General features: G+C 37.6%; 1 protein-coding gene. It reads right to left on the bottom strand.

Annotated elements, in window-relative coordinates; translation table 11 throughout:
• Positions 1-532: hypothetical protein (locus Q4575_RS19765; protein ID WP_303523948.1), on the bottom strand; the 532-nt coding region annotated here is incomplete at both ends.

The raw sequence follows: 532 nt of genomic DNA, 5'->3' as shown, positions 1-532 counted from the left end.
GCTGCATCTTCAAAGCTTATTACCTGTTTAGATTCACCCGATAATATTACTTTATGGCTTACTGTCGCCTGAAAGTTTTCGTGCGGATAATATCTTTCAAGATAACTAACAGTATCTGTAGTTGATGTACTTAACTGAGTCAAATCACCTTTAAGCTCTAATGTACCCGCTGTTAGCCAATCACCATTGTAGATATAATAAGAGGATGATGAATGTGTATCAAAACCGCCATAACGACTGTCCATGACAAAATCACCATGTACCAGTATGTAATCATCAACGTTTTCCATACGTAATACCCCTGAACTGTAGGTATAACCTGTTTCTGACTCCGTATCTGGTTTTTGGATGCGGTAATCACCTTCAACTTCTAGTCGGCCATTATTGACTAATAAATTACCGCCAGAATGAATCAAATTACCCTTTATTGTTAAACTACGGCCATTAAGGTTCAATGTTTTCCCTTTGAGTAATACATCACCATTAATTGTGTGGTCGTCAACTAAGGCAAAGTCCTGAGTTTCTATAGTCA

It is taken from the genome of Psychrosphaera sp. 1_MG-2023 (assembly GCF_030548245.1).
In the GTDB taxonomy this organism is placed as follows: domain Bacteria; phylum Pseudomonadota; class Gammaproteobacteria; order Enterobacterales; family Alteromonadaceae; genus Psychrosphaera; species Psychrosphaera algicola.
Note: the sequence above shows the minus strand (reverse complement) of the source record. Positions and strands in the feature narration are given on the sequence as shown.